The organism is Pseudomonas sp. HLG18, from assembly GCF_051903985.1.
Classification (GTDB): Bacteria; Pseudomonadota; Gammaproteobacteria; order Pseudomonadales; family Pseudomonadaceae; genus Aquipseudomonas; species Aquipseudomonas fluorescens_BT.
Window position 1 is genome coordinate 5,227,306 of record NZ_CP195831.1, and the last position, 19,186, is coordinate 5,246,491.

Annotated in this window: 20 protein-coding genes; 9 read left to right on the plus strand and 11 right to left on the minus strand. The window is 61.6% G+C overall.

Going from position 1 to position 19,186, the window contains the following annotated elements; translation table 11 throughout:
- Window positions 1–26 precede the first annotated feature (26 nt).
- The 4 genes from zur to ACSPX5_RS24140 are packed head-to-tail and all read left to right on the plus strand — an operon-like array spanning window position 27 to window position 2,826.
- A complete protein-coding gene (gene zur / locus ACSPX5_RS24125) occupies window positions 27–509 on the plus strand; it encodes a zinc uptake transcriptional repressor Zur (protein ID WP_011331783.1) in 483 nt (160 codons plus the stop codon).
- Window positions 509–1,294 carry a zinc ABC transporter ATP-binding protein ZnuC gene (znuC, locus tag ACSPX5_RS24130; protein ID WP_169428258.1) on the plus strand — a complete coding sequence of 262 codons (786 nt, stop codon included), beginning with the start codon at window positions 509–511 and terminating at the stop codon, window positions 1,292–1,294. The genes zur and znuC overlap by 1 nt, the downstream gene beginning before the upstream one ends.
- Window positions 1,287–2,075, plus strand: coding sequence for a zinc ABC transporter permease subunit ZnuB (gene znuB / locus ACSPX5_RS24135; RefSeq protein WP_065260666.1), 789 nt, complete (start codon window positions 1,287–1,289; stop codon window positions 2,073–2,075). Before znuC ends, znuB begins: the two co-directional genes overlap by 8 nt.
- Window positions 2,076–2,112: 37 nt before the next feature.
- Window positions 2,113–2,826: a PA5502 family lipoprotein gene (locus tag ACSPX5_RS24140; RefSeq protein ID WP_169428259.1), complete on the plus strand. Its 714-nt coding sequence runs from the start codon at window positions 2,113–2,115 to the stop codon at window positions 2,824–2,826.
- A 92-nt stretch (window positions 2,827–2,918) separates the two neighbouring features.
- Here ACSPX5_RS24140 and katE read toward each other — a convergent pair whose 3' ends face one another.
- Entirely contained in the window at window positions 2,919–5,126 is a 2,208-nt protein-coding gene (katE, locus tag ACSPX5_RS24145) for a catalase HPII (protein ID WP_323159615.1), read from the minus strand.
- Window positions 5,127–5,320: 194 nt separating this feature from the next.
- Between katE and ACSPX5_RS24150 the strand changes: the two genes are divergently transcribed.
- The 3 genes from ACSPX5_RS24150 to ACSPX5_RS24160 all read left to right on the plus strand — a co-directional run bounded on the left by ACSPX5_RS24150 (window position 5,321) and on the right by ACSPX5_RS24160 (window position 7,850).
- Window positions 5,321–6,328, plus strand: a complete 1,008-nt coding sequence (locus ACSPX5_RS24150) for a methionine ABC transporter ATP-binding protein (protein ID WP_169428261.1) — start codon at window positions 5,321–5,323, stop codon at window positions 6,326–6,328.
- A complete protein-coding gene (locus tag ACSPX5_RS24155) occupies window positions 6,328–7,002 on the plus strand; it encodes a methionine ABC transporter permease (protein WP_065260662.1) in 675 nt (224 codons plus the stop codon). Before ACSPX5_RS24150 ends, ACSPX5_RS24155 begins: the two co-directional genes overlap by 1 nt.
- Window positions 7,003–7,079: 77 nt before the next feature.
- Window positions 7,080–7,850, plus strand: coding sequence for a MetQ/NlpA family ABC transporter substrate-binding protein (locus ACSPX5_RS24160; protein WP_085713035.1), 771 nt, complete (start codon window positions 7,080–7,082; stop codon window positions 7,848–7,850).
- A gap of 173 nt (window positions 7,851–8,023) precedes the next feature.
- On the opposite strand, the gene ACSPX5_RS24165 is transcribed toward ACSPX5_RS24160, so the two are convergent.
- From ACSPX5_RS24165 to ACSPX5_RS24185, 5 genes are read right to left on the minus strand one after another with little or no spacing between them, the layout of a single operon-like run.
- A complete protein-coding gene (locus ACSPX5_RS24165; RefSeq protein WP_085733848.1) occupies window positions 8,024–8,659 on the minus strand; it encodes an SCO family protein in 636 nt (211 codons plus the stop codon).
- Window positions 8,656–9,555 carry a heme o synthase gene (gene cyoE / locus ACSPX5_RS24170; RefSeq protein WP_169428262.1) on the minus strand — a complete coding sequence of 300 codons (900 nt, stop codon included), beginning with the start codon at window positions 9,553–9,555 and terminating at the stop codon, window positions 8,656–8,658. Before cyoE ends, ACSPX5_RS24165 begins: the two co-directional genes overlap by 4 nt.
- Window positions 9,543–10,622 (minus strand): COX15/CtaA family protein, encoded by a 1,080-nt coding sequence (locus tag ACSPX5_RS24175; RefSeq protein WP_439820392.1) that lies wholly within the window; start codon window positions 10,620–10,622, stop codon window positions 9,543–9,545. Before ACSPX5_RS24175 ends, cyoE begins: the two co-directional genes overlap by 13 nt.
- Before the next feature lie 10 nt (window positions 10,623–10,632).
- Window positions 10,633–11,226 carry a hypothetical protein gene (locus ACSPX5_RS24180; protein ID WP_169428264.1) on the minus strand — a complete coding sequence of 198 codons (594 nt, stop codon included), beginning with the start codon at window positions 11,224–11,226 and terminating at the stop codon, window positions 10,633–10,635.
- A complete protein-coding gene (locus ACSPX5_RS24185; RefSeq protein WP_439820393.1) occupies window positions 11,192–11,932 on the minus strand; it encodes an SURF1 family protein in 741 nt (246 codons plus the stop codon). Before ACSPX5_RS24185 ends, ACSPX5_RS24180 begins: the two co-directional genes overlap by 35 nt.
- 71 nt (window positions 11,933–12,003) lie before the next feature.
- On the opposite strand from ACSPX5_RS24185, the gene ACSPX5_RS24190 reads away from it, so the two are divergent.
- Entirely contained in the window at window positions 12,004–12,207 is a 204-nt protein-coding gene (locus tag ACSPX5_RS24190) for a twin transmembrane helix small protein (protein WP_065260656.1), read from the plus strand.
- Between the two features lie 9 nt (window positions 12,208–12,216).
- Here ACSPX5_RS24190 and ACSPX5_RS24195 read toward each other — a convergent pair whose 3' ends face one another.
- The 4 genes from ACSPX5_RS24195 to coxB form a co-directional block, all read right to left on the minus strand.
- A complete protein-coding gene (locus ACSPX5_RS24195; RefSeq protein WP_169428266.1) occupies window positions 12,217–13,104 on the minus strand; it encodes a cytochrome c oxidase subunit 3 in 888 nt (295 codons plus the stop codon).
- Between the two features lie 25 nt (window positions 13,105–13,129).
- Window positions 13,130–13,681 (minus strand): cytochrome c oxidase assembly protein, encoded by a 552-nt coding sequence (locus ACSPX5_RS24200; RefSeq protein ID WP_011331799.1) that lies wholly within the window; start codon window positions 13,679–13,681, stop codon window positions 13,130–13,132.
- A 27-nt stretch (window positions 13,682–13,708) separates the two neighbouring features.
- The gene (gene ctaD, locus ACSPX5_RS24205) at window positions 13,709–15,295 is read right to left on the minus strand and encodes a cytochrome c oxidase subunit I (RefSeq protein WP_169428267.1); all 1,587 of its coding nucleotides are present in this window, start codon (window positions 15,293–15,295) and stop codon (window positions 13,709–13,711) included.
- An 82-nt stretch (window positions 15,296–15,377) separates the two neighbouring features.
- Entirely contained in the window at window positions 15,378–16,505 is a 1,128-nt protein-coding gene (coxB, locus tag ACSPX5_RS24210; RefSeq protein ID WP_169428268.1) for a cytochrome c oxidase subunit II, read from the minus strand.
- Between the two features lie 369 nt (window positions 16,506–16,874).
- On the opposite strand from coxB, the gene ACSPX5_RS24215 reads away from it, so the two are divergent.
- Window positions 16,875–17,507 carry a hypothetical protein gene (locus tag ACSPX5_RS24215; RefSeq protein WP_169428269.1) on the plus strand — a complete coding sequence of 211 codons (633 nt, stop codon included), beginning with the start codon at window positions 16,875–16,877 and terminating at the stop codon, window positions 17,505–17,507.
- 136 nt (window positions 17,508–17,643) lie between these two features.
- Here ACSPX5_RS24215 and ACSPX5_RS24220 read toward each other — a convergent pair whose 3' ends face one another.
- On the minus strand, window positions 17,644–19,170 hold the full coding sequence (locus ACSPX5_RS24220; protein ID WP_439820394.1) for a SulP family inorganic anion transporter: 1,527 nt from the start codon (window positions 19,168–19,170) through the stop codon (window positions 17,644–17,646).
- Window positions 19,171–19,186: the final 16 nt, after the last annotated feature.

The window sequence follows — 19,186 nt, forward strand, 5'->3', positions numbered from 1 at the left end:
GTCTCTAACCAAACTCGTCGCCGCTCATGCCTATTACCCCGATTGCCAGCCGTCCCCACGACCACTCCCATTGCGTCCACAGCGCCCTGTCCGAGGCCGATGCCTTGTGTGCACAGAAAGGTCTGCGCCTGACCGCATTGCGTCGGCGGGTGCTTGAGCTGGTCTGGCAGAGCCACAAGCCGCTGGGTGCCTACGACATTCTGGCGGTGCTCAGCGAGCAGGACGGCCGCCGCGCCGCGCCGCCGACCGTGTACCGCGCGCTGGATTTCCTGCTGGAAAACGGCCTGGTGCACCGCATCTCTTCGCTGAACGCTTTCGTCGGCTGTGTACACCCGAAACATTCGCACCAGGGCCAGTTCCTGATCTGCCGCGAGTGCCACGCCGCTATCGAACTTGAACAAAAAACCATCAGCGACGCGATTGTCCACAGCGCCAAGGACGTCGGCTTCATCGTCGAAGCCCAGACCGTCGAAGTGGTCGGCCTCTGCTCCGGTTGCCGGGGGGCTTGATGAGCGATGCGTTGATCCGTCTGGAGCAGGTGGCTGTCCGGTTTGCCGGGCAGAACGTGCTGGACAACATTCACCTGAGCGTCGAGCCGGGGCAGATCGTCACCCTGATCGGCCCCAACGGTGCCGGCAAGACCACACTGGTTCGCGCCGTGCTCGGGTTGCTGAAACCCGACAGCGGCAGCGTCTGGCGCAAGCCGAAATTGCGCGTCGGTTACATGCCGCAAAAGCTTCATGTCGATCCGACCTTGCCGCTTTCAGTGCTGCGTTTCCTGCGTCTGGTGCCGGGCGTCGATCGCCCGCGTGCGCTGGCGGCGCTCAAGGAAGTCGGTGCTGAACACGTCATCGACAGCCCGGTGCAAAGCGTGTCGGGCGGTGAAATGCAGCGCGTGCTGCTGGCTCGGGCACTGCTTCGCGAGCCGGAACTGTTGGTGCTCGACGAGCCGGTGCAGGGCGTCGATGTGGCCGGCCAGGCCGAGCTGTACAGCCTGATCACTCGCCTGCGCGACCGCCACGGTTGCGGCGTGTTGATGGTGTCGCACGATTTGCATCTGGTGATGAGCACCACAGATCAGGTGGTGTGCCTCAACCGTCACGTCTGCTGCTCCGGGCATCCCGAGCAGGTCAGTGGCGACCCCGCTTTCGTCGAGCTGTTCGGCAATCACGCACCGAGCCTGGCGGTCTATCACCACCATCACGACCACGCCCACGACCTGCACGGTTCAGTGGTCAAAGGGCCTTTGACGGGCCAACCTCACGTTCACGGAGATAGCTGCAAGCATGGCTGATTTTCTGTTTTACGCCCTGCTTGCAGGTCTGGCGCTGGCGGTGGTCGCGGGGCCGCTTGGCTCGTTCGTGGTCTGGCGGCGCATGGCCTATTTCGGTGACACCCTGTCCCACGCCGCGCTGTTGGGTGTGGCGCTGGGCTTTCTGCTGGATGTCAGCCCGACCGTGGCGGTCACCGTGGGCTGCCTGTTGCTGGCGGTGCTGCTGGTGACTCTGCAACAGCGCCAGCCGCTGGCCTCCGACACGCTGTTGGGCATTCTTGCACCGAGCACGCTCTCTCTCGGCCTGGTGGTACTAAGCTTCATGCATGAAGTGCGGATCGACCTGATGGCCTATCTGTTCGGCGACCTGCTGGCGATCAGCCCGACCGATCTGGCGTGGATCCTCGGCGGCAGCGCGGCGGTGCTGGTGTTGCTGGTGACGCTGTGGCGCCCGTTGTTGGCGATCACTGTGCACGAAGAACTGGCCCGGGTCGAAGGCCTGCCGGTGGCCGGTCTGCGCATGGCGCTGATGCTGTTGATTGCGGTGGTGATCGCCGTGGCGATGAAAATCGTCGGTGTGTTGCTGATTACGTCGCTGTTGATCATCCCGGCGGCTGCGGCACAACGTCACGCCCGTTCGCCCGAGCAGATGGCACTGGGCGCGAGCCTGCTGGGCATGCTTGCCGTGTGTGGCGGGCTGGCGCTGTCCTGGTTCAAGGACACCCCGGCCGGCCCGTCAATCGTTGTGACGGCGGCCGCACTGTTTCTGCTGAGTTTTGTTCTGCCCCGTCGAGGGGTGTAGACTTGCTCGTTTTTTGCGCAAATAGAGAGTCGCAGGAATGAAGCCGTTCGCCTCCCGTTATCTGCTCCTTGTCGCATTTTCAGTGCTGCTGGGCGCCTGCCAAAGCACGCCGCCGGTGGCCGAAGCCCCCGATGCGCGGGCCACGGCCATCGCACAGCTGGAGCAAAGCCTGGCCAGCAGCGAACTGGCCACTGCCGAGGACCAGTTGGCAGCCTTGCAGGCCGAAACACCCAACGATCAGTCCCTTGAGCAATACCAGCGTCAGTTGGCCGAAGCCTATCTGCGCCGCAGCCAGATTGTCCTGCAGAAGGGCGATGTGAATGCTGCCGCAACCGCTTTGGCCCGCGCCCGCGCGCTGATGCCCAAGGCCCCGGCGCTGACCGGCGGCGTCAATGGCGCCATCACCCAGGCGCGCAAGGCTGAGCTGGAGAAAGCCGAGGCAGCGCTCCAGGCCGCCGAAGCCAAGCCGAAGGCCAAGGTGATCGATCCGACCGCCGAGAGCACCACGGTTGCGCTGAATATCAACGATAGCCGCAAACTTCGCCGTCAACTCGATGCGATCGCCGCCGATGTGGTGAATTACGACTGTGCGGTGAGCATTCAGGCCCCGCGCACCAATGATTACCCGTGGCTGGCGACGTTGATCACCAAGCGCGTGAAGAAGCTCGATCCGGATTTCGATCTGAAGATCGAAAAACAGATCCTGCGCAGCATTCCCGCTCAAGTGGTCTTGAGTCCTCGCAAGCCATAAGAAATCGCGAGCAGGCTCGCTCCCACAGGTACAACGTGATTCCTGTGGGAGCGAGCCTGCTCGCGATGACTATTTCAGACATTACAAAACTATCAAGCCGGAATCGCCTTGGCCTTAGGCTCCCGATCCCAGACCCGATGCTGCCCGATCGCAGCAAAGAATGGCTTGGTCAGCGCGCCAACATCCTTGCCTTCTAGCAACCCCGCATCCGCCTCCAGCTTCAGCACGTCCAGCAACTGTTTGGCCTCGCCATGCAGCGCAATCGCCTTCAGGTGTTTGTACGCCTCCAGCAGGTAATGCAACGCCACGCCGTCACCGCTCAATGCCTTGACCGACGCCGCGCCACCCGGCACGAACACCGCGTCGAACGCTACCGATGGCAAACCCTCCATCGATGCATCCACCGCCAGGCTTTTGCCATCGGCGGTCTTCACCGGCGCCGAAGTCGGGCCGAGCAGCTTGGCGTGTGCACCTTCTGCCGCCAGAGCCTTCTTCATTGCATCAATTGCGGCACCATCGACGCCGTTTGCCGCCAGAATCGCCACTTTTCGCGTCTTGATATTCTCCGGCAACAGGTTGGCCTGGCTCAGGGACGGTGAGTGATCCAAAGATGTTTTGCGCACCTCGACCGTGCCTTTGGCTGGCGCCGGAAGACCAAGATTCGCAGCCACACGCTTGGCCAGTTCCAGATCGATATTGGCCAGAATCTCGTTCACCTCCCGCACACGAATGTGTTCCCGCTCAACCTTGCCCAGCTCGAAGCTGTAGGCCGAGATGATGTGTTCCTGCTCGTGCTTGCTCATGCTCTTGAAGAACAGTCGCGCCTGGGAGAAGTGATCGCTGAACGACTCGCTGCGCTGGCGGATCTTGTTGGCGTCGATGCGTTCCGGGTAGCTCTCGAACCCGCCGTCCTGTGCAGCCGGCGGAGTTTCTTTCGGCCAGCCGCCATCAATGGAGTTGGGTTCATAAGAGGCCCGGCCCTTGTCGATCACCGTGCGGTGCTGGGCATCGCGCTGGCCGTTGTGGAACGGTGCCACCGGGCGATTGATCGGCAACTCATGAAAGTTCGGCCCGCCGAGTCGGCTGATCTGCGTGTCGGTGTAGGAAAACAGCCGGCCTTGCAGCAGCGGGTCATTGGAGAAGTCGATGCCCGGTACGATATGGCCGGGGCAGAACGCGACCTGCTCGGTCTCGGCGAAGAAGTTGTCCGGGTTGCGGTTGAGGGTCATCTTGCCCAGCGGCGTGATAGGCACGATTTCCTCGGGGATCAGTTTGGTCGGGTCGAGAATGTCGAAATCGAAGTCGTGCTCGTTTTCCTCCTCGATGACCTGTACGCCAAGTTCCCATTCCGGGTAGTCACCCATTTCGATGGCTTCCCACAGATCGCGCCGATGGTAGTCGGTGTCTTTGCCCGCAAGTTTTTGCGCCTCGTCCCACACCAGCGAACAGGTCCCGGCGGTAGGGCGCCAGTGGAATTTGACGAAGCGCGATTTGCCCTCGGCGTTGATCAGCCGGAAGGTGTGCACGCCAAAGCCCTGCATGCTGCGCAGGCTTTTCGGAATGGCCCGGTCGGACATGGCCCAGATGACCATGTGCGCCGATTCCGGCACCAGCGATACGAAGTCCCAGAAGGTGTCGTGAGCCGAGCCGCCCGTAGGTATTTCGTTGTGCGGTTCGGGTTTTACGGCGTGAACGAAGTCGGGAAACTTGATCGCGTCCTGAATGAAGAACACCGGCATGTTGTTGCCGACCAGATCGAAGTTGCCTTCGTCGGTGAAGAACTTCACGGCAAAACCGCGCACGTCACGTACGGTGTCGCCGGAGCCACGAGGCCCCTGCACTGTGGAAAAACGTACGAACACCGGGGTTTTCTTCCCCGGATCCTGCAGGAAACCGGCCTTGGTCAGCGCCGAATGGTTCTCGTAGCTCTGAAAGAACCCATGGGCGCCAGTGCCGCGGGCATGGACGATGCGTTCGGGAATCCGCTCATGGTCAAAGTGCGTGATTTTCTCACGCATGATGAAGTCTTCCAGCAGCGACGGTCCGCGAGGCCCGGCCTTGAGCGTGTTCTGGTTGTCCGCGACCTTCACGCCCTGATTGGTGCGCAGGGCCTGGCCGGTGGCGTCGGAACGGAATTTTTCCAGGCTGTCGAGTTTGGCGTTGGTGTTGGCGCGATCCGGGGTGTCGGTGCCGGCCATCTGGCTTTTGTCTGTGGCAGGTTTTTTCGTACTCATCAGTCGTGAACTCCTGTCTGTCCCGGGATAGCTCCGGGACGCTTGAGTGTTTCCCGGGCACGGCACCCAGGGTTTTCAAGTCGCTTATCTAGTGACTGACGAGGGTTTTGGGCGTTCCTTTTTTATGACCTTTAGTCCTGTTATTGCCAAATCGAAGGTTAATTGCGAAATAAATGCTAAGAACCTCTATACGGACAGGCTAAAATGCGCGCCCGGCTAACCGCTGATCCTTTTCCAACGCGCCCCACAAGGTTCGCTACGTGATCGAGTTTCAAAACGTCCATAAGACTTACCGCGTCGCCGGTAAGGACATCACCGCGCTGCACCCGACCAGCTTCTCCATCGAGAACGGTCAGGTGTTCGGCCTGATTGGCCATTCCGGCGCGGGGAAAAGTACCCTGCTGCGTCTGATCAATCGCCTGGAAGATTCCAGTGGCGGCAAGATCATTGTCGACGGTGAAGAAGTCACCGCACTGGACGCCAACGGCCTGCGCCGTTTCCGCCAGCAGGTCGGGATGATCTTCCAGCACTTCAACCTGCTGGCGTCCAAGACCGTGGCCGACAACGTCGCGCTGCCGCTGACCCTGGCCGGTGAACTGTCCCGCGCCGAGATCGACCAGCGTGTGGCCGAGTTGCTGGCGCGGGTCGGTCTGTCCGATCACGCCAAAAAGTATCCGGCACAGCTGTCCGGCGGCCAGAAGCAGCGCGTCGGCATCGCCCGCGCCCTGGCGACCAAGCCGAAAATCCTGCTGTGCGATGAGGCCACCAGCGCTCTCGACCCGCAGACCACGGCGTCGGTCCTGCAACTGTTGGCCGAGATCAACCGCGAGCTGAAACTGACCATCGTCCTGATCACTCACGAGATGGACGTGATTCGCCGTGTCTGCGATCAGGTGGCGGTGATGGACGCCGGCGTGATCGTCGAACAAGGTTCGGTGGCCGAGGTGTTCCTGCATCCGAAGCACCCGACCACCAAGCGTTTCGTTCAGGAAGACGAGCAGATCGACGAGAGCGAGCAGCGCGATGACTTCGCTCACGTGCCGGGCCGCATCGTGCGTCTGACCTTCCAGGGCGAAGCGACCTACGCGCCGTTGCTGGGTACCGTCGCCCGGGAAACCGGCGTGGACTACAGCATCCTGGCCGGTCGTATCGACCGCATCAAAGACATTCCTTACGGGCAATTGACCCTCGCCGTCACCGGTGGCGACATGGACGCGGCGTTCGCCCGTTTCACCGCCGCTGACGTTCACATGGAGGTGTTGCGCTAATGGCAGACCTGATGAGTTTCTTCACCAATATCGACTGGTACGAAATCTGGCTGGCCACCGGCGACACCATGATGATGCTCGGCGGTTCGCTGCTGTTCACCGTGTTGCTCGGCCTGCCGCTGGGCGTGCTGCTGTTCCTCTGCAGCCCGCGTCAGTTGCTCGAAGCCAAAGGCGTGTATGCGCTGCTGTCGCTGGTGGTGAACATCCTGCGTTCGCTGCCGTTCATTATTCTGTTGATCGTGATGATCCCGTTCACCGTGCTGATCACCGGCACCTCGCTGGGCGTGGCCGGTGCGATTCCACCACTGGTGGTGGGTGCAACGCCGTTCTTCGCGCGGCTGGTGGAAACCGCCCTGCGTGAAGTCGATCGCGGCATCATCGAAGCGACCCAGTCGATGGGCGCTACCACTCGCCAGATCATCATGAACGCCTTGCTGCCGGAGGCCCGTCCGGGCATCTTCGCAGCGATTACGGTGACGGCGATTACACTGGTTTCCTACACGGCGATGGCCGGTGTGGTCGGCGCCGGTGGCCTGGGTGACCTGGCGATCCGTTTCGGCTATCAGCGTTTCCAGACTGACGTGATGATCGTGACCGTGGTGTTGCTGCTGATTCTGGTGCAGGTGCTGCAAATGGTCGGCGACCGACTGGTCGTACATTTCTCGCGCAAATAACCCGGTTTGGTAATCAAAAAATGAGCCGGCCATTCGCTGGCAGGTGCCACACGGGCATCTCAAAAGGAGTTAGCTGAATGAAAAAACTGATCGCTGCTTTCGCTGCCGTAGCCGCTTTTTCGGCTCACGCTGAAACCCTGACCGTTGCCGCCACCCCGGTGCCGCACGCGGAAATCCTCGAATTCGTGAAGCCGGCACTGGCCAAAGAGGGCGTGGATCTGAAGGTCAAGGTCTTCACCGATTACATCCAGCCGAACGTGCAGGTGGCTGAAAAGCGTCTGGATGCCAACTTCTTCCAGCACCAGCCGTACCTCGATGAGTTCAACAAGGCCAAGGGCACCAGCCTGGTTGCCGTGACCGGCGTACACCTGGAGCCGCTGGGCGCCTACTCGAGCAAGATCAAGAAAATCGAAGACCTGCCAGGCGGTGCCAACGTGGTGATCCCGAACGACGCCACCAACGGCGGCCGTGCGCTGTTGCTGCTGGACAAGGCGGGCGTGATCAAACTGAAAGACTCGAAAAACATCCTGTCGACCGTCAAGGACATCGCTGAAAACCCGAAAGACCTGAAGATCCGTGAACTGGAAGCTGCGACCATCCCGCGTGTGCTGACCCAGGTCGACCTGGCACTGATCAACACCAACTACGCGCTGGAAGCCAAGCTGGATCCGTCCAAGGACGCGCTGGTTATCGAAGGCAACGACTCGCCGTACGTGAACATCCTGGTGTCCCGCGCGGACAACAAGGACAGCGACGCCATGCAGAAACTGGCCGCCGCCCTGCACAGCCCGGAAGTGAAGAAATTCATTACCGAGAAGTACAAAGGCGCGGTATTGCCGGCGTTCTGATTCGGACGCCGCAACGAAAAAGGGGACGCCACTGGCGTCCCCTTTTTTGTCCCCAAAACACATCCCCTGTGGGAGCGGGCTTGCCCGCGAAAGCGGTGGGTCAGATAAACATAGGTCGACTGACACACCGCATTCGCGAGCAAGCCCGCTCCCACATTGGAACAGTGCTGTTCTTACTTGCGGTTCAGCATCACCGGCAACTGCGCCACCAGCTTGGCATTATTCAACGGCGCCCGAATAAACCCACGCTGTGTACCATCAGGCCCGATCACCGCCAGGTTCCCACTGTGATCCACCGTGTAATTCGGCTTGCTGGTGTCCGCCGGAATGAACGGAATGCTCACTGCGTTCGCCACCTTCTGCAGCTCCTCGATCGATTTCGGCGTCAGGCCGATGAACTGTGGATCGAAGTAGCCCAGGTACTGCTTCAACTGCGCAGGGTTGTCGCGGTTCGGGTCGACGCTGACCAGCACGATCTGCAACTTGTCCACAGCATCCTTCGGCAGCTCGCTCTTGATCTGGCGCAGTTGGGCGAGGGTGGTCGGGCAGATGTCCGGGCAGAAGGTGTAGCCGAAGAACAGCAGGCTCCACTTGCCCTTGAGCTCGTTGACCGTGACCGGTTGGCCGTCCTGATTGGTCATCGTCACGTCCGGCAGGTTGCGGCTTTGCGGCAGCAGGATGATGCCGGCGTCGATCAGCGCCGTCGGGTCGCCCTGGCCCTTGCCGCTCAGCACTTTGTTGACGGTCAGGCCGAGGATCAGCGCGATCACGGCCACGAGGATGAAGACGGTTTTCTGGGTTCGAGTCATAGGTTCAACAGTAAGTAGTGGTCTACGAGCAGGGCGATGAACAGCAGAAACAAGTACCAGATAGAGTACTTGAAGGTGTTGATCGCCGCGTGCGGCCGGGTGCCACGGTACAGCACCACGGCCCATTGCAGAAACCTTGCGCCCAGCCCGAGCGCGCAGATCAGGTACAGCAGGCCGCTCATGTGGATCACATACGGCAGCAGGCTGACCGCCAGCAGGGCGAAGGTGTACAGCAGAATGTGCACCTTGGTGTAGTGCTCGCCGTGGGTGACCGGCAGCATCGGAATGTCGGCCTTGGCGTATTCCTCCTTGCGATGGATCGCCAGCGCCCAGAAGTGCGGCGGGGTCCAGGCGAAGATGATCAGCACCAGCAGCAACGGTTCGGCGCTGACGTGACCGGTGGCAGCGGTCCAGCCGAGCAGCGGCGGGGCGGCGCCGGCGAGGCCGCCGATGACGATGTTCTGCGGCGTAGCGCGTTTGAGGAAACCGGTGTAGATCACCGCGTAGCCGAGCAGCGAGGCCAGGGTCAGCCACGCGGTCAGCGGATTGGTGAAGGTCAGCAACAACGCCTGGCCGAGCAGCGCCAGCACCAGTGCAAACGTCAGTGCAGCGGCAGGCGAGACCCGACCCTCGGCCAGCGGCCGTTTGTGGGTACGAGCCATGACCGCGTCGATGCGCCGGTCCACCACGTGATTGACCGCCGCCGCGCCGCCGGCACACAGCGCGATCCCCAGGTTGCCGAACACCAGCACCGTCCACGGCACCCCGGCGCGGGTCGCGAGGAACATGCCGACCAGCGAGGTGATGAGCATCAGCACCACGACTTTCGGTTTGGTCAGCTCCAGGTAATCACGCCAGATCGCCTGTCCGTGACGTTCGCCGATCAGAACCGCCATGGCGTCTCTCCTTTTATCGTGATGGGCGCGGCCGACTGTTTACGCGGGCTCAGACGCCAGCGCACAAGCATCGGCTGCTTGACCCGAACCAGACTGGTTCGCGCGTGATAGTTGACCAGCACCATGGTCAGCAGCAGCGCCGCGCCACCGGCGTTGTGCGCCACGGCCACCGGCAGCGGCAGATGAAACAGCACGTTGCTGATGCCGAGGGTGATCTGCGCGGCGAGGGCGATCAGCACCAGCCCGGCCAGTCGGGTCATGCCCACCACTTTCAGTTGCCAGGCCAGACCGAGCAGGACGACCGTCACCAGCAATGCGCCGATGCGGTGGGTCAGGTGAATCGCCGTGCGCGCATCGCTGTCGAGTTGTCCGCCGAGGTAATTGGGGCCGATATGTTGGGTCAGGTGAAAGCCATTGGCGAAATCCGCCGGCGGCAACCATTGACCGTGGCAGGTCGGGAAGTCGATGCAGGCCACCGCCGCATAGTTGGAACTGACCCAGCCACCCAGCGCAATCTGGCCGATCACCAGCAACAGGCCGGCAGTCGCCCAATATTGCAGACGCTTGGGCACCGTCAGCGCCGGCAGCACGCCGGACAATCTCAACGTCAGCAGAAACAGCAGACTCAAGGTCGCGAAACCACCGAGCAAATGCCCGGTCACCACTTGCGGCCAGAGCTTGAGCGTCACCGTCCACATGCCGAACGCCGCCTGAGCGAACACCACCGCCAGCAGAAACAGCGGCAGTTTCAGCGGCTGCCCCGGATGCCGCCGATTGACCCACGCCCGCCCGGCCAGAATCGAAATCAGCAGGCCCAGGGTGCCGGCGAAGTAGCGGTGGATCATCTCGTTCCAGCCTTTGTGCGCTTCCACTGGCGATTCGGGGTAATGCAGTTCGGCATGGGCCAGTTGGGCTTCGCTTTTCGGCACGCTGATAAACCCGTAGCAGCCCGGCCAGTCCGGGCAGCCGAGGCCGGCGTGGGTCAGGCGGGTGTAGGCGCCGAGCAGCACCACGATCAGTGCCAGCAGGGTGGCAAACAGCGCGAGGCGAAATCCAGGTTTGGCCATGACGATGCCCTTATCCGATGTTCGACAGTTTCAGCAGGTGGCGCAGGTCGTTGAGCAGATCCTTGCCCTTGACACTCGGGTCGTAGCGCAGCACGAGGTTGCCGTGGGGATCGATGATCCACAGTTGCGGCGTGGCCTTGTCGCCGGTCGCCTTGCTGAACGCGGCGGAATCCAGCGGATAACGTTGCAGCTGCGGATATTCACGGGTCAGCTTGGCTTCGTAGTCGGCGCTCAACGGCTGTGCGGCGGCGAGGGCGTGGCTGGCGCGCCCGGCATCGCGGCCGAGGCCGATCTGGATCTGCCGCGCCAGGTACACCAGTTGCTGGCAATCCACCGCACAGTCTTTCGGCGCGGTCACCAACATCTGCCAGCGTTCTTCGTCAGCCGTCACGCCGAGGTCGGCACGGCTCTGGCCGTTGCCGATCAGTTCGCCGTGATAGCTGCGACCGTCCGGCACCCAGAACTGCAGCTTGTACATGCCGGTGGCGAGGATCATCGGGCCGACGACGCCCAGCACGATCAGCAGCAGTTGAATGCGCCCGCGGCGGCGACCGGCCGGGGCTTTGGCTTCAGACATGCTGGGTGGATTCATGGCCGCTCCCATGGTGTTTCTCCTTCGCGTTGTGCAATCCGAGGTAGATGTAGAGACCGAACAGGGCGGTGGCCATGGCGAACCACTGCACGGCGTAACCGAGGTGTTTTTCCGGGCCCATGGCAACTACGGGCCAGTCGGCCTGATAGCTGGCGGGACCCGGTTCTGCGCGCAATTCATAGGCGAAGCCGTCGCGCTCGAGGGTTTTCCACAATTTGGCCGGTTCGACGGCGGTGACGGTTTGCGGCCAGGTGCTGCTGACCGGGTCGGCGTGCAGCTGGAAGGTCGCGCCGGGGGCGATGTACACCCAGGCATCGACATTCACGGCATCGGCCGGTGTCTTGAATTGCGGGGTAATGCGCCGGTCCGACCAGGGCAGCCAGCCGCGATTGACCAGCAGCCATTGGCCGCTGCGCTGATCCTGAAACGGTTGCAGCAATTCGACGCCGACCTTGCCCTCCCGCTGCCGGTTGTCCAGCAGCAGGCTGTGCGCCGCATCGAACTGACCGTGCAGATGCACCCGGCGAAAGGCCGGATCGGCGCTGTGCAGCAGTTCGGTGCTGGCCATCGGCTCGGCGGCGCGGCGTTCGGCGTAACTGGCGAGCAGGGCGGTTTTCTCCGCGCCCCGGCCCAGTTGCCAGAAGCCCAGCGAAATCAGCAGCGGCAGCAGCAAGGCGACCACCAGCGTCGGTACGACGCCCGGCCGGAAGCGCTTCATGGCCGCGCCGCAAAAGCTGTGAACGCGACCGCTATACTTGATTGCATCGCCTGTACCCCCGGAGTCTTCCCATGCTCAAAGCAGCGATCGTCCTGATGCTGATTGCCACGGTGATCAGCCTGTTCAGCGGCCTGTTTTTCCTGGTCAAGGACGACAGCAGTTCAAATCGCCTGGTCATCGCCTTGAGTGTTCGGGTGGCATTGGCCGCTTGCACCGTCGGCTTGATTGCCTGGGGTTTCTACAGCGGCCAACTGGTGTCGCATGCGCCCTGGTAGCTTTGTCCTTCAGAGCACGTAAACGAAGATGAACAAGCCGATCCACACCACATCGACGAAGTGCCAGTACCAGCTCGCGGCTTCGAAGCCGAACTGGTGCTCGTTGTCGAAGTGGCCCTTCATGATGCGCATCAGCATCACGAACAGGATGATCGTGCCGATGGTCACGTGGGCGCCGTGAAACCCGGTGAGCATGAAGAACGTCGCGCCGTAGATCCCCGAACCGAGGGTCAGGCCCAGTTCGTGATAGGCATGCATATACTCCTCGGCCTGCAAGGCGAGGAAGCCGCAACCCAGCAGCACGGTGATCGCCAGCCACAGTTTCAGCGCACCGCGATGGCCTTTCTTCAGGGCGTGGTGAGCGATGGTGATGGTCACGCTGGAGCTCACCAGCAGGATGGTGTTGACCAGCGGCAGGCCCCAGGGGCTGATGACTTCCTTGGGCGGCGGGAACAGTTTCGGATCCGGCGTGTGCAATAGCGGCCAAGTGAACTGGAAGTTCGGCCAGAGCATGTGGGCGATGCCTTTGGTGCCTTCGCCGCCCAGCGCCGGGCCGGAGATGTGCCGCACATAGAACAGTGCGCCGAAGAAGGCGATGAAAAACATCACCTCGGAGAAAATGAACCAGCTCATGCCCCAGCGGAACGAGCGGTCCAGCTGCGGGCTGTACAACCCCGCGCGGCTTTCCTTGATCACCGTGCCGAACCAGCCGAACAGCATGTACGCCAGCAACAGGCCACCAACGAAAAAGATCAGCGGGCCGTGGGATTCAGGGCGCGCTGCCTTCAGATCGTTGAACCAGGTGGCCAGGCCGTAGACCGTGATGACCATGCCGAAGGTCGCGATGATCGGCCACTTGCTCTGGGCCGGGACGTAGTAGTGCTCATGAGTTGCCATTTATTGTTCTCCTTATCGGGCACGCTTAACCGCCAGTGTTTGCAGCCACCGGAGGATGTCGGGCGGTGATATCGAACAGCGTGTAGGACAGCGTCAGGTGCTTCACGTCCTTGGGCATGTCGCGGTCAACGATGAAACGCACCGGCATCTCGATCTGCTGACCGGGCTGCAGCACCTGCTGGGTAAAGCAAAAGCATTCGGTCTTGTGGAAATACGCCGCCGCATTGCTCGGCGCGATGCTTGGCACCGCTTGCGCGCTCATCGGTTTGTCGGTGGGATTGCGGGCGATGAAGATCATCTCGTTCACCGCGCCGGGGTTGGCCGTCAGTTCGTCATGCTTGGGATAGAAGTCCCATGGCATGTCGGCGGTGTTGGTCGACAGAAATTGCACCCGCACCTGCCGCGAGGCATCGACGGTCTGCTCGCCCTCGTACTGCCCGGCGGTCTTGCCGTTGATGCCGAACGCCTTGCACATCACGTCGTAGATCGGCACCAGGGCAAAACCGAAGACGAACATCGCCACCACCACACCGAGCAATCGGGTGACCAGCTTCTTCATCGAAATCGAGTCAGCCATGGTGGCGGCCCTCAACGGCTACAGGGTTCATTTCACTTCCGGTGGCGTGGTGAAGGTGTGATACGGCGCCGGCGACGGCACGCTCCACTCCAGACCTTCGGCGCCATCCCACGGTTTGGCCGGAGCCGGCTCGCCGCCACGGATGGTCTTGATCACGATGAACAGGAAGAAGATCTGCGTGGCACCGAACATGAACGCGCCGATCGACGAGACCATGTTGAAGTCGGCGAACTGCAGGTTGTAGTCCGGAATCCGTCGTGGCATCCCCGCCAGTCCCACGAAGTGCATCGGGAAGAACGTCAGGTTCATGCCGACGAAGGACAGCCAGAAGTGCAGCTTGCCCAGGGTTTCGTCGTACATGTGGCCGGTCCATTTCGGCAGCCAGTAATAGGCCGACGCGAAGATCCCGAAGATCGCCCCCGGCACCAGCACGTAGTGGAAGTGCGCCACCACGAAGTAGGTGTCCTGGTACTGGAAATCCGCCGGGGCGATGGCCAGCATCAGCCCGGAGAAACCGCCGATGGAGAACAGGATCACAAACGCCACGGCAAACAGCATCGGCGTTTCGAAGGTGATCGAGCCCTGCCACATGGTGCTGGCCCAGTTGAACACTTTCACCCCGGTGGGCACGGCGATCAGCATGGTCGCGTACATGAAGAACAGCTCGCCAACCAGCGGGATGCCGACCACGAACATGTGGTGCGCCCACACGATGAAGGACAGGAACGCGATGCTCGCCGTCGCGTAGACCATCGAGGTGTAGCCGAACAGCGGCTTGCGCGAGAAGGTCGGGATGATCTGGCTGACGGCGCCGAAGGCCGGCAGGATCATGATGTACACCTCGGGGTGGCCGAAGAACCAGAACACATGCTGGAACAGCACCGGGTCACCGCCACCGGCCGCGCTGAAGAAGCTGGTGCCGAAGTGGATGTCCATCAGCATCATCGTTACGCACCCGGCCAGCACCGGCATCACCGCGATCAGCAGGAACGCGGTGATCAGCCAGGTCCAGACGAACAGCGGCATTTTCATCAGGGTCATGCCGGGGGCGCGCAGGTTGAGGATGGTGGCGATCACGTTGATCGCGCCCATGATCGAGCTGATCCCCATCAGGTGGATGGCGAAGATGAAGAACGTCACGCTTTCCGGGGCATAGGTGGTGGACAGCGGCGCGTAGAAGGTCCAGCCGAAGTTCGGCCCGCCACCGGGGGTGAACAGGGTCGAGACCAGCAGCAGGAACGCCGCCGGCAGCAGCCAGAAGCTGAAGTTGTTCATCCGTGGCAGGGCCATGTCCGGCGCGCCGACCATCAACGGGATCATCCAGTTGGCGAGGCCGACGAACGCCGGCATCACCGCGCCGAACACCATTACCAGGCCGTGCATGGTGGTCATCTGGTTGAAGAACGCAGGCTCGACGATCTGCAATCCGGGCTGGAACAGCTCGGCACGGATCACCATGGCGAACGAGCCGCCGAGCAGGAACATGCAGAACGCAAACCACAGGTACAGCGTGCCGATGTCCTTGTGGTTGGTGGTCAGCACCCAGCGCATCAGGCCTTTGGCGGGGCCGTGGGCGTGGTCGGCATGACCGTGGTCATCGATGACAGCGCTCATGGCCGGTCTCCTTCAAGTGAGTGGACTGGGCAGGCCGGGGCGCCTTGCCCCGACCGGTTCACGAAGTACGCAATAGACCGGCTCATTTGCTTTCCGCCTGTTTCAGCTCCAGCACTTCTTTTGGCGTGACCATGTCGCCCTTGTTGTTGCCCCAGGCGTTACGTTCGTAGGTCACGACCGCTGCGATATCGACTTCCGAGAGTTGTTTGCCAAACGCCGCCATGGCGGTGCCCGGCTTGCCGTGGAACACCAGACTCAGGTGCGCCTCTTTCGGGCCGGTGGCGATTTTCGAGCCCTTGAGTGCCGGGAACATTGGCGGCAGGCCCTGGCCTTCGGCCTGGTGACAGGCGACGCAGGTGGTGTGGTAGATCTTGTCGCCACGTTCCTTGAGCTCGTCGAGGGTCCATTCTTTGCTGGTCAGCTCTTTGAGCTGCGCAGCCTCGGCCTTGCGGTCGGCCAGCCATTTTTCGTAGTCGGCCTTCTCCTTGACGTCGACCACGATCGGCATGAAGCCGTGATCCTTGCCGCACAGCTCGGCGCACTGGCCACGGTAGAGGCCGGGCTTGTCGATGCGGGTCCAGGCTTCGTTGACGAACCCCGGGATCGCATCGCGCTTGACCGCAAAAGCGGGCACCCACCAGGAGTGGATCACGTCGGCAGACGTGACGAGGAAGCGCACTTTGGCGCCGATCGGCAGCACCAATGGCTTGTCGACCTCGAGCAGGTAATGCTCGCCCTTGGCTTCCTTGTTGTGGATCTGCTCGGCGGGGGTGGCCAGGTTGCTGAAGAACTCGACGTCCTGGCCCAGGTATTTGTAGTGCCACTTCCACTGATAGCCGGTGATCTGGATATCGATATCCGGCTCACTGGTGTCGTACATCTTGATCAGGGTCGCGGTCGCCGGAACGGCCATCGCCACCAGAATCAGCAGCGGGACGACGGTCCAGAGAATTTCGACGGTGGTGCTTTCGTGGAATTTTGCGGCGACCTGCCCGGTAGAACGGCGGTGCACCATCATCGACCAGAACATGGCGCCGAAGACGATGATCCCGATCACCACACAGATCCAGAAAATGGTCATGTGCAGGTCGAATACTGCGTGACTGATTTCGGTCGCTCCAGGCGCCATATTCACAGTCCAGGCAGCTTGCACCGGGCTGAAAATCGACCACAACAGGAGGCCCATCCAGACGTGTGGATGTCGCATCATTGCGGGTTCCCCTTATCGTTCTTGTTATCCCGCCGGCTTTCACCAGAGGCAAGGGAGCGGCTGCATCAGACTACGAACTTGAATCGCCGGGCCTTGCTGCGTGGGCAGTCGGGCGTCATCAGCTAACTCCATTCAATGGCGAGTATAGACAGCGGCTGAAAAATGCAATGTGCGGACGTAAATCGAATGAAACAGCTGGCACTTGCGTTCCAGGGCACGAATGGAGAAGGATGCAGACGAGTGGTGGCAAACCGATATAACGCCGGTGCATCAAGGATGAAATAATTATGACAAATGCGTCTTAGCATTTTTCGTAAGCCAGCTAAGTTATGTCTTCCCTATTTCATTGCCTTGTTTCCTGGAGTTTTCATGAACACCGCCGCATTGCGCGAGCAGATCCACATAGCCCGACAACACGAGATCGAAACCGGAAAGCTGACCCGTCAGCTCGAAAGCCAACTGCAACACCTGCACCCGGCCATTCGGTTGCCGGAAACCGACGCCAACGGCGTGCTGACGCGTTTTGTCGCCGCCTACATCGATGAAGTGCCAGATCTGCTGGATGCAGCCAATGAAGTCGCCAGGGAAGCGGGAATCGAGTCACAGATCACACCGGTGCTGAAAATCGCCGAACAGTACTTTCTCCAGCCGCCGGTCGGCCTGGACAGTCTGCTGGACGAAGCCTATCTGGCGCACCGTTTTGTCGAAGAGGTCAACGACCTGTACATCAAGCATTTCGGCCAGCCACTGATCCCCCTGGACATGACGGTCGCCAATCTGATTGCTCACCAGTTGCTCGGTGAGGAATTTGCCAACCAACTCGATGAAGTGGTGCATCACGCGGTGGACAGCATGCTCGACGACGACAGCTTTGCGCTGGAGTCGGTGGAAGCCTACCGCGAGAAACTCAGCAGCCCGGACACCGGTGCGGCGTGGAAACGCTGGCCGTGCATGAGTCGCCGTCTGGGCGTGGGCCTGGAGCTGGATCAGCCGGCCGCATAACCCGGAGTTGCATGCAATTCAAATGTGGGAGCGGGCTTGCTCGCGAAAGCGGTGTGTCAGTCAAAATTAATGTCGACTGATCCACCGATTTCGCGAGCAAGCCCGCTCCCACAGGGGGTATGTCCAAGTCAGATTTTTAGCCAGCAGCACCGATCCCGGTGGTGGTGCGGATCCGTCCCTCGAGCCGTCGCTTCAACCCACGCGACTCGATCAACAGCTTTGAACCCTTGGCCCCATTGGCCCGGCCCCACTCTTCGAGCAGTTCCAGACACGAATGGTCGATGTAGCTCAGGTTATTGAGCGGCACGTGCACCGTCGTGCCCGGCGGGATGCTGCCCAGCACCTGAGTCAATGCCGGCACTTTGAGGAACGTTGCCGCGCCCACCAGACGCAACTCCATTTCCCCGTCCTGCGGCAGATCGATCAGGCTGATTTTCAGGCGCGAGGCCTTGAACGCCAGCTTCACCAGGGTCAGGCCGAAACCGATCAGCACGCCGGTCAACAGGTCGGTGAAGATGATCGCCAGCGCCGTGGCGGCGTAGGTGAACATCGGCATCCGGCCATAACGCCCCAGACCACGGAACGCCTTCAGATCCACCAGTTTGAAACCGGTGTAGACCAGAACGCCCGCCAGACTCGCCACCGGAATGCTCTGCAGCACGCTCGACAGCAACAGCACGAACGCCAGCAGCCACAGGCCATGGAAAATCGTCGAGTAGCGCGTGGTGGCGCCGGCCTGGACGTTGGCCGAACTGCGCACGATGACCCCGGTCATCGGCAGTGCGCCGACCAGACCGCACAGCATGTTGCCGACGCCTTGCGCCGACAGCTCACGGTCGAAGTCCGAACGCGGGCCGCTGTGCATGCGATCCACTGCGGCGGCGGACAGCAGGGTTTCGGCACTGGCGATGAAGGCCACGGCGAACGCGGCAATCAGCAGCGTCGGGTCGGCCAGGCTCAGCAGGTCCGCCGGTTTCAACCAGTCGATGGCTTCGGCCAGATTCGCCGGCACTTCAACCCGCTTCACTTGCAGCGCCAGCAAAAGGCTGGCACCTGTCGCCAGCCCGACACCGAGCAGCGCGCCCGGAATGAAACGCAGCGAATGCGGGCGGAATTTCTCCCACAGCCACATCACCGCGATGGTCGACAGCCCGAGCAGCCCGGCCTGCCAGCCAACGGACGGCAAGGCCTGCGCCACCGCGCCGGGGAATGCCGTGAGGTTGTCGAGACCTGAAGGTTTCGGTGACGCATCGAGCATCACATGCACCTGTGAGAGCACGATCAACACACCAATACCGGCAAGCATGCCGTACACCACCGCTGGCGCCGTGACCCGAAACCAGCAGCCGAGCTTAAGACGCCCGGCCACCAGTTGCAGGAAACCGGCGAGCAGCAGGATCGGCCCGAGCATTTCGATGCCGTGCTGGCGCACCAGCTCAAACACCAGCACCGCCAGACCCGCTGCCGGCCCGCTGACCTGTAACGGCGAACCCGCCAGCCAGCCCACCACCAGACCGCCGATGATCCCGGTGATCAGACCTTTGGCCGGTGGCAGCCCCGAAGCAATGGCAATGCCCATGCACAGCGGCAGAGCGACCAGAAACACAACCACCGAAGCGAGCAGCTCCCGTGGCAACACAGCTTTCAATTGAGCCGCACGCATGATGACTCTCCCGAAG

Bases quoted from the DNA above. Each gene is read 5' to 3' on its own strand.
- ACSPX5_RS24220 (WP_439820394.1), bottom strand. From the start codon at position 19,170: ATGCGTGCGGCTCAATTGAAAGCTGTGTTGCCACGGGAGCTGCTCGCT.
- znuC (WP_169428258.1), top strand. From the start codon at position 509: ATGAGCGATGCGTTGATCCGTCTGGAGCAGGTGGCTGTCCGGTTTGCC.
- ACSPX5_RS24155 (WP_065260662.1), top strand. From the start codon at position 6,328: ATGGCAGACCTGATGAGTTTCTTCACCAATATCGACTGGTACGAAATC.
- cyoE (WP_169428262.1), bottom strand. From the start codon at position 9,555: ATGGCGGTTCTGATCGGCGAACGTCACGGACAGGCGATCTGGCGTGAT.
- ACSPX5_RS24185 (WP_439820393.1), bottom strand. From the start codon at position 11,932: ATGAAGCGCTTCCGGCCGGGCGTCGTACCGACGCTGGTGGTCGCCTTG.
- ACSPX5_RS24215 (WP_169428269.1), top strand. From the start codon at position 16,875: ATGAACACCGCCGCATTGCGCGAGCAGATCCACATAGCCCGACAACAC.
- ACSPX5_RS24180 (WP_169428264.1), bottom strand. From the start codon at position 11,226: ATGGGAGCGGCCATGAATCCACCCAGCATGTCTGAAGCCAAAGCCCCG.
- ctaD (WP_169428267.1), bottom strand. From the start codon at position 15,295: ATGAGCGCTGTCATCGATGACCACGGTCATGCCGACCACGCCCACGGC.
- ACSPX5_RS24160 (WP_085713035.1), top strand. From the start codon at position 7,080: ATGAAAAAACTGATCGCTGCTTTCGCTGCCGTAGCCGCTTTTTCGGCT.
- zur (WP_011331783.1), top strand. From the start codon at position 27: ATGCCTATTACCCCGATTGCCAGCCGTCCCCACGACCACTCCCATTGC.
- ACSPX5_RS24195 (WP_169428266.1), bottom strand. From the start codon at position 13,104: ATGGCAACTCATGAGCACTACTACGTCCCGGCCCAGAGCAAGTGGCCG.
- znuB (WP_065260666.1), top strand. From the start codon at position 1,287: ATGGCTGATTTTCTGTTTTACGCCCTGCTTGCAGGTCTGGCGCTGGCG.
- ACSPX5_RS24190 (WP_065260656.1), top strand. From the start codon at position 12,004: ATGCTCAAAGCAGCGATCGTCCTGATGCTGATTGCCACGGTGATCAGC.
- ACSPX5_RS24200 (WP_011331799.1), bottom strand. From the start codon at position 13,681: ATGGCTGACTCGATTTCGATGAAGAAGCTGGTCACCCGATTGCTCGGT.
- ACSPX5_RS24140 (WP_169428259.1), top strand. From the start codon at position 2,113: ATGAAGCCGTTCGCCTCCCGTTATCTGCTCCTTGTCGCATTTTCAGTG.
- ACSPX5_RS24165 (WP_085733848.1), bottom strand. From the start codon at position 8,659: ATGACTCGAACCCAGAAAACCGTCTTCATCCTCGTGGCCGTGATCGCG.
- ACSPX5_RS24175 (WP_439820392.1), bottom strand. From the start codon at position 10,622: ATGGCCAAACCTGGATTTCGCCTCGCGCTGTTTGCCACCCTGCTGGCA.
- coxB (WP_169428268.1), bottom strand. From the start codon at position 16,505: ATGATGCGACATCCACACGTCTGGATGGGCCTCCTGTTGTGGTCGATT.